Source organism: Pseudanabaena sp. SR411 (assembly GCF_002251945.1).
GTDB lineage: Bacteria > Cyanobacteriota > Cyanobacteriia > Pseudanabaenales > Pseudanabaenaceae > Pseudanabaena.
Map to the genome: position 1 here is coordinate 1 of NZ_NDHW01000191.1, position 7,077 is coordinate 7,077.

The following is a 7,077-nucleotide window of genomic DNA, read 5'->3' on the forward strand; positions in this document are numbered from 1 at the left end:
GCTGGTATTGCGTGTCCACTTGGACAATGCAAACCCTGCGGATGCAGGATCTTTAATAACCATTCATAGCACGCTTGGTCATCTAACAATTCGGTCAGCGGAAATTTGATCATCGCTTCTCTGTCGATTCATGAAAATGACTTCCTCCTATTTTGCCATTTCACCTACTTCCCCAGATGAGCGACGGTTTCATTAGGTGAGACGCTTTCTTGGGCATATTCTTCTAGAAATGCACGCACAATTTGGCGATAACGTTCTAATCGATCCATTGTTCTATCTCCTCAATTCAATGATGCTTAGATTTGTCATTGCCTTGTGACCACTCGCTGTTTCGACTATTACGTACCCATGTTGTGCTGTCTTCAATATCTTGACGCTCTTGCCACATTCCTATAAAAGGATCGTTCGTCCAATCAATTTCTGTTTTTTGTGATTTGGAGGTCGCTGGAGCGTATGTTTGTTGTAAGAAGGCGATGAAGTTTAGGGCTTGGCGTTGGGCTTCGGTGGGTAATGACTCGAAGGCTTTAAATAGTTCTTGTTGTGTCATATTCATAGGCTAATCTTAATTTGACCTATCATATTTTATCTGCTTTACTTCTGCCCCAGTACATTTACCTGATATTGATGAAAGACGTGATCTTCTGAAATTAAGGTTAAAGTTTCTGATTTTGCTTGAGCAATTAATAGACGATCAAATGGATCTCGATGGTGAAACGGTAGGTTTTGTAGTGTTAGTAAATGTGCAATATCAATTGGTAAAATCTTGATTCCACTAGGCAACACAAAATCACAGATAATCTTTTCTAGTGGAAGTTCTAATTGGAGTTTGCCAAGGCTGGTTTTGATCGCAATTTCCCATAGGCTCACTATGCTGAGATACAGACTATTTGTTTCATCTTCTATTACCTGTCTGACTTTAGGGCTAAGGTTTTGATTGCCCTCTAGCAGCCAAATCAAAATATGTGTATCTAGTAATAATTTCATCACATATACTCAGCAAAATCAGCAAGGGGAGCATCGAAATCTGGAGCCATTTTTATTTTGCCTTTCATGCAGCCAAAAAGATGTTTACGGCTTAATGTTGGGCTTGTAGTGGTTTTATCGGTAGATATTTGATTAGATATTTCATTGAGGTGTGGTGGTTGCTGCCAAATATTTATCAAATGCGAAACTAGTTGTAATTGCTCTTGGGGGTTGAGTTGTGTTGCTTCGGCTAAAACTTTAGTTAATAAAGGACTCATAATTTACCTCCATTGCCTCATTGCTTGGCTCTTAACATTGTATTCCATCGCCTCAGTCATCAGCCTCCTAGTTCTTTAATTCTATCGAGAGATTTGTTATACCATTCTGTATTGCCTTGCTGTTGAAAGAGTTCTGATGCTTTCCGAAAATCCGCCAATGCTTCTTGTTTTTCACCTCTTTCTCTTTTGATTAACCCTCGACTGTAGTAAGCATTAGCATACTCAGGATTGAGGCGGATGGCTTCGTTGTAGTCGGCGATCGCTTCTTGTTTGTCTCCTAGATCATCCTTCGCAGACCCTCGCATGTAGAAAGCAGCAGTATAATCAGGCTTGAGGCGGACGGCTTCGTTGAAGTCGGCGATCGCTCCTTGTTTGTCTCCTAAATCATCCTTCGCAAACCCTCGACCGTAGTAGAGATGAGCATAATCAGGCTTGAGACAGATAGCTTCGTTGTAGTCGGCAATCGCTCCTTGTTTGTCTCCTGATTGCCGCTTCGCAATCCCGCGATTGGAATAAGCAGCGACATAATAAGGATTGAGACGGATAGCTTCATTGTAGTCAGTGATCGCCCCTTGTTTGTCTCCATTTTGTGATTTATCGTAGGCGCGATTGAAATATTCACTAGCTGACAGAGAACGCTTCTTTCTTAAAATGAGAATTTGAGATGCTTCATTATTAGCCAAATCGAACTCGATCGCTACCTTCCCCCACTTAAAAGCCATTTCATAAACCTTCCCTGCCCCGATCGCATCATAAAACCCCTGTGAGAACTTAATCGCCACATGATCCTCAACCAGATCACGCATCCCAATCGTGAACGGAATATTTGCCGATATCGCATCTCCCTGTACATCTGAATAACAAGCATTTAAAACCACACATTCCAGATGTTCATCGCAAAGTTGTAACAAGTTCGCCAGTGGTTGCGCGGGAACAAATTTAATTTCATTAGTATTAATGGAGCGCGATCTCACCTCGCCACTATCCGAACGATAGATCGCTCCCGCCGACTCATCACTTACAAACAATAGACCCTGCTCTCCCGCACCATGACCGCTAAAATGCAAAACATGGGGTTCTAAATCCAACAAAGCACGACGCAATTCTGAAGGAGTAGCCGCTAGCCGATATTCCACGACAAAATTATCCCGTTTGCGCGATCGCCTTAACGCCTCTTGGATGGTTTTCACCTCATGGTCTAACTTCAGAGGCGACGATCCTAACGGATTAGCTGCTACCACCAAAATCCTGACGCGATCACCCGACTGTTCAAGTCTTGCCGCAATACCAATGTTGAGGTTTTGAACATTTACCGTTCCACCTTGAACGTTAATACCAAGTTTTTCGGCTAAAGGATCGGTCATAAAGGTAAATATTATCTGACTAAACCAATTATGATTAATTTCTTGAATAATTACAAGGCTACGCAGTTTTCACAAGCAAATCCGCGATCGCCATTACCCCCTCTTTTTGTCATGGCTTCTCTACAATTTAACTTGACTTTTAAACTATCGCGATCGCTGCTAACCCTTGTAGAGAGCGAATCAATACCTCTAAGTTTCCAACTTCAACTAAAAAAGCTTAAAATAAGTTCAGGATGGTTGCTAGCTATACTAATTGATTGCAAGGATTATGGATAAAAGTTGTGGCTAGCCAAACGAAGCAAGTAGGTAGAAGTTTTGATACTTCTCTAGATATCTCTAAGTATGAAGCGAAGACACAGGAAATCGCGAAGAAGATTTTAAGTGGCAACGAGAAAGGTTCCTTTTGGTCAAAATTATCGCAAATTAAGGATGAATTGCGCCTTGATGACAAGCTCATGGCTTGGACAATGGAAAATGAAGGCTTACGGGTGCAATTATTTAGATTGATCGATTGCTTACCCGCATTGCAAAGTAAAGCTGAAATTGCGCGGCACATGCAGGAATATCTCGCCAGTGATGCCGTAGAAGTTCCCGCTTTGCGTGCTTTATTGAATTTCAGTACCGATAATCCTAATTCGATCACAGCTACGGCTGCCGCAACAACTCTCTCAACAGCCGTAGGAACTCTGGCTAAGCGCTATATTTGCGGTGAGAACTTGTCAGAGGCGACAAAATCCATTGAGAAACTGCGGCGCGATCGCTTTGCTTTTACGATGGATTTGCTTGGTGAGGCAGTGATTAGCGAACTAGAAGCAGGTGAATATCTCAATCGCTATATTGCGATGATGGAGGATTTGTCTAATAAAGCTAAGAATTGGGGCTTGATCGATCAGATTGATAAAGCGGATAGCGAACAGCTAAAGCGGGTTCAGGTTTCCGTAAAATTGAGTGCATTCTATTCTCAATTCGATCCTCTCGATCCAGTTAAAACCACAGAGAAAGTCAGCGAACCAGCAAGAATTTTATTGCGTAAAGCGCAAGCTTTAGGCTGTGGCATCCATTTTGATATGGAGCAGTATGAGTTCAAATCGCTCACTTTGCAGATTCTTAAACAAGTTCTAATGGAACCAGAATTCCGCGATCGCACCGATGTGGGAATTACGCTGCAAGGCTATTTGCGCGACAGTGAGCAGGATTTATTAGAACTAGTCGAATGGGCAAAACAACGCGGTAAGCCCGTGACTGTGCGCCTCGTCAAAGGAGCATATTGGGATCGGGAAACGATTCGCTCCTATCAGCAGGGTTGGGCTATTCCTGTATTTTCTGATAAAGTTTCCACCGATGCCAATTATGAGCGCTTGATTCAGATTCTGCTCGAAAATCATCAATATCTCTATGCGGCGATCGGTAGCCATAATGCGAGATCTTTAGCTAAGGCGATCGCCATTGTTCAAACTCTAAATATCCCCAGTCGCGCCTTTGAAGCTCAATGTCTCTATGGCATGGGTGACAAGTTTGCGAAGGCGATCGCGGATATGGGCTATCGGGTGCGCGTGTACTGTCCCTTTGGCGACTTGATTCCGGGAATGTCTTACCTAATTCGCCGCCTATTAGAAAATACTGCCAATAGTTCCTTTTTGAGAATCAGTGGTGAAGGTGTTGATATTGGTAAATTAATTGCTGCACCTGTGATGACGGAACGGGATGCGAATTACAATGGCGCTCCTGCTCTGAATATTTTTGATGGCTTTGTAAATTCTAGCGATCGCGACTATGCGATTGAGCAAGAACGCGAAGCCGCCCAAACTGCCTTACAACAGGTGCGCCGCCAACTTGGTAAGACCTATTTGCCAATCATCAATGGTCAAGCGGTAGAAACGGAAACCTACATCGAGTCCGTTAATCCTGCTAACTCTTCGCAAGTTGTCGGCAAGATCGGACTAGCCAGCATCGACCAAGCCGAAGAAGCTGTTAAATCCGCAAAATCTGCCTTTGCATCATGGAAGAAACTTAGCGCAAAAGAACGGGGTGATATTCTCCGTAAAGCTGCCGACATCATGGAAGAGAAACGCGAAGAGTTAATTGCGTGGATTTGCTGGGAAGTGGCTAAACCGATCCGCGAAGGTGATGGCGAAGTCTCCGAAGCGATCGATTTCTGTCGTTACTATGCCAAGGAAATGGAACGTCTGGAATCGGGAGTACAGCGCAATCTCCCAGGAGAAGATAATACTTACATCTATCAACCTCGTGGCGTGGTGGTCGTGATTTCGCCTTGGAATTTCCCCTTTGCGATCGCCTTGGGTATGAGCGTGGCTGCGATCGCCGCAGGCAATACCGTCATTCTCAAACCCGCCGAACAGTCCTCTGTAATTGGTGCCAAAATCGCGGAAGTTCTCCAAGCCGCAGGCTTACCCACAGGCGTATTTACCTATCTTCCCGCCAAAGGTTCCACCATTGGTTCCCATTTAGTCAAGCATCCCGATGTGCATCTAATCGCCTTCACAGGTTCCCAACAAGTCGGTTGCCAAATCGTCACCGAAGCCTCGATTTTGCGTCCTAAGCAGAAACACATGAAGCGCGTCATTGCCGAAATGGGTGGCAAAAATGGCATCATCATCGATGAAAGCGCCGACCTCGATCAAGCCGTAGTGGGCGTAATAAATTCTGCCTTCGGTTTCGCAGGTCAGAAATGTTCCGCTTGTTCGAGAGCGATCGTTCTCGCTCCCGTTTATGACAACTTCCTAGAGCGTCTGGTGGAAGCCACGCGATCGCTAAAGGTTGGTGAAGCCCACCTCCCTGATACTAAATTCAGCGCTGTGATCGATGGAGCCGCCCAGCAGAACATTCTCAACTACATCGCCAAGGGTAAAGAAACTGCGACACTCGCCTTTGAAGGAGAAGTTCCCAATCACGGCTTCTATGTGCCACCAACTATCTTTGGCGATGTCGATCCTGACAGTGCGATCGCCCAAGAGGAAATTTTTGGTCCTGTACTGGCGGTAATCAAGGCGAATAGTTTTGATGAGGCTTTAGCGATCGCGAATGGTACGAACTTCGCTCTCACTGGCGGCTTATATTCGCGCACTCCTTCCCATATCGAACGTGCCTATCGCGAGTTTGAAGTGGGCAATCTCTACATCAATCGCGGCATCACAGGCGCATTGGTAGATCGTCATCCCTTCGGCGGTTTCAAGCTAAGCGGTATTGGTTCCAAAGCTGGCGGACGCGATTATCTATTGCAGTTCCTAGAGCCAAGGTCAATTACCGAAAATACTCAGCGTCAAGGCTTTGCACCTCTTGACGGTATTGAGTAATTAGATTCAGACAAGGGGCTTAAGCCCCTTGTTCTTTGAGATATACTTTATAAATGCTGTATCGCATCGCCTAAACCTATGACCCAGATTATCGAACAAAAATCTACGCTGTACGATCACGATCTTAATTTGTGGTTAGAAGAGGCGAATATCTAGGACAAAAGCGCTATATTCTACTTGCATTTTGACGTTTTAGCGTACCAAAAATGATACAATAGTATAAACAAAGCTAAATACTCACTTATTTACAACTTAATTTCTATCTTTTATGAGCTTGCGCTTGATTTTCCTATGAGCAATATTAAGAGAATTAAAGCAAGCTTTTTCAAAACCGAATCTGGCAAAGAACCTGTTAGAGATTGGCTGATGACTTTATCGAAAGAAGATAGACAAAAAATAGGAGAAGATATTAAAACAGTTGAGTTTGGATTTCCTATCGGAATGCCTACCTGTCGCCCAATGGGTAAAGGATTGTATGAGGTGCGTACTAACCTTGAAAATACGATCACCAGAGTTTTGTTTTGTGTGGAAGGAGAGCAAATGATTCTTCTGCACGGGTTTACTAAGAAAACGCAAAAAACACCTAAAGAAGATTTGAATTTAGCCATCAAGCGCCAAATTGAGTTTAAAAATAAAGCGAGGAGTTAACCATGTCTAACAATTGTCATTTAGGTTCTGCTTTTGATGACTTTCTAGAACAGGAAGGAATTTTAAACGAAGTAACAGAAGTTGCACTGAAGCGTGTTTTAGCTTGGCAAGTTGAACAAGCAATGAAGGAACGAGGCTTAACTAAATCCAAGATGGCTAAGTCTATGCAAACTAGCCGTGCAGCACTAGATCGCTTACTAGATCCTGAGTATGATTCTGTAACTTTACGAACTTTAGATAAAGCAGCTAGGGCAGTAGGTAAAAGAATTAAGATAGATTTAGTTGATGTTATTTAAATTCTCCGTGGTCTAAACCCATAATTCAGACTACTGAGCAAAAAAACAACGCTGTGCGATCGCGATCGCAGTTTGTGCTTAGAAGATGCGATCGCTATGTTAATCGAGGGTAATTTTCAAACCCACATTCCGCTCGTAATGGAATGAGAAAAACAATTACGAAACAGGTGCAGGGAGCAAATAATAGCGTTGGCAGGTGGGAGAAAAAAACTTT

General features: G+C 43.6%; 9 protein-coding genes. 4 read left to right on the forward strand and 5 right to left on the reverse strand.

What is annotated here, in order from left to right; genetic code table 11:
* Positions 1–164: 164 nt before the first annotated feature.
* The 5 genes from B9G53_RS28135 to B9G53_RS28140 are packed head-to-tail and all read right to left on the reverse strand — an operon-like array spanning position 165 to position 2,605.
* Positions 165–269: a XisI protein gene (locus B9G53_RS28135; RefSeq protein WP_217901642.1), complete on the reverse strand. Its 105-nt coding sequence runs from the start codon at positions 267–269 to the stop codon at positions 165–167.
* A 17-nt stretch (positions 270–286) separates the two neighbouring features.
* Positions 287–553, reverse strand: a complete 267-nt coding sequence (locus B9G53_RS20610) for a DUF2281 domain-containing protein (protein WP_217901643.1) — start codon at positions 551–553, stop codon at positions 287–289.
* 38 nt (positions 554–591) lie between these two features.
* Positions 592–984, reverse strand: a complete 393-nt coding sequence (locus B9G53_RS20615; RefSeq protein WP_094535349.1) for a type II toxin-antitoxin system VapC family toxin — start codon at positions 982–984, stop codon at positions 592–594.
* Complete coding sequence (locus B9G53_RS20620; protein ID WP_094535350.1) at positions 984–1,241, reverse strand: DUF2281 domain-containing protein; 258 nt, start codon at positions 1,239–1,241, stop codon at positions 984–986. The genes B9G53_RS20615 and B9G53_RS20620 overlap by 1 nt, the downstream gene beginning before the upstream one ends.
* A 59-nt stretch (positions 1,242–1,300) precedes the next feature.
* A complete protein-coding gene (locus B9G53_RS28140; protein WP_217901644.1) occupies positions 1,301–2,605 on the reverse strand; it encodes a tetratricopeptide repeat protein in 1,305 nt (434 codons plus the stop codon).
* 30 nt (positions 2,606–2,635) lie between these two features.
* On the opposite strand from B9G53_RS28140, the gene B9G53_RS20630 reads away from it, so the two are divergent.
* The 4 genes from B9G53_RS20630 (at position 2,636) to B9G53_RS20645 (ending at position 6,863) form a co-directional block, all read left to right on the forward strand.
* On the forward strand, positions 2,636–2,881 hold the full coding sequence (locus B9G53_RS20630; protein WP_094535351.1) for a hypothetical protein: 246 nt from the start codon (positions 2,636–2,638) through the stop codon (positions 2,879–2,881).
* Between the two features lie 5 nt (positions 2,882–2,886).
* A complete protein-coding gene (gene pruA / locus B9G53_RS20635; protein WP_094535356.1) occupies positions 2,887–5,919 on the forward strand; it encodes an L-glutamate gamma-semialdehyde dehydrogenase in 3,033 nt (1,010 codons plus the stop codon).
* A gap of 291 nt (positions 5,920–6,210) precedes the next feature.
* Positions 6,211–6,567, forward strand: coding sequence for a type II toxin-antitoxin system RelE/ParE family toxin (locus B9G53_RS20640; RefSeq protein WP_094535352.1), 357 nt, complete (start codon positions 6,211–6,213; stop codon positions 6,565–6,567).
* 2 nt (positions 6,568–6,569) lie between these two features.
* Positions 6,570–6,863 carry a helix-turn-helix transcriptional regulator gene (locus B9G53_RS20645; protein WP_094535353.1) on the forward strand — a complete coding sequence of 98 codons (294 nt, stop codon included), beginning with the start codon at positions 6,570–6,572 and terminating at the stop codon, positions 6,861–6,863.
* The last annotated feature ends 214 nt before the right edge of the window (positions 6,864–7,077 follow it).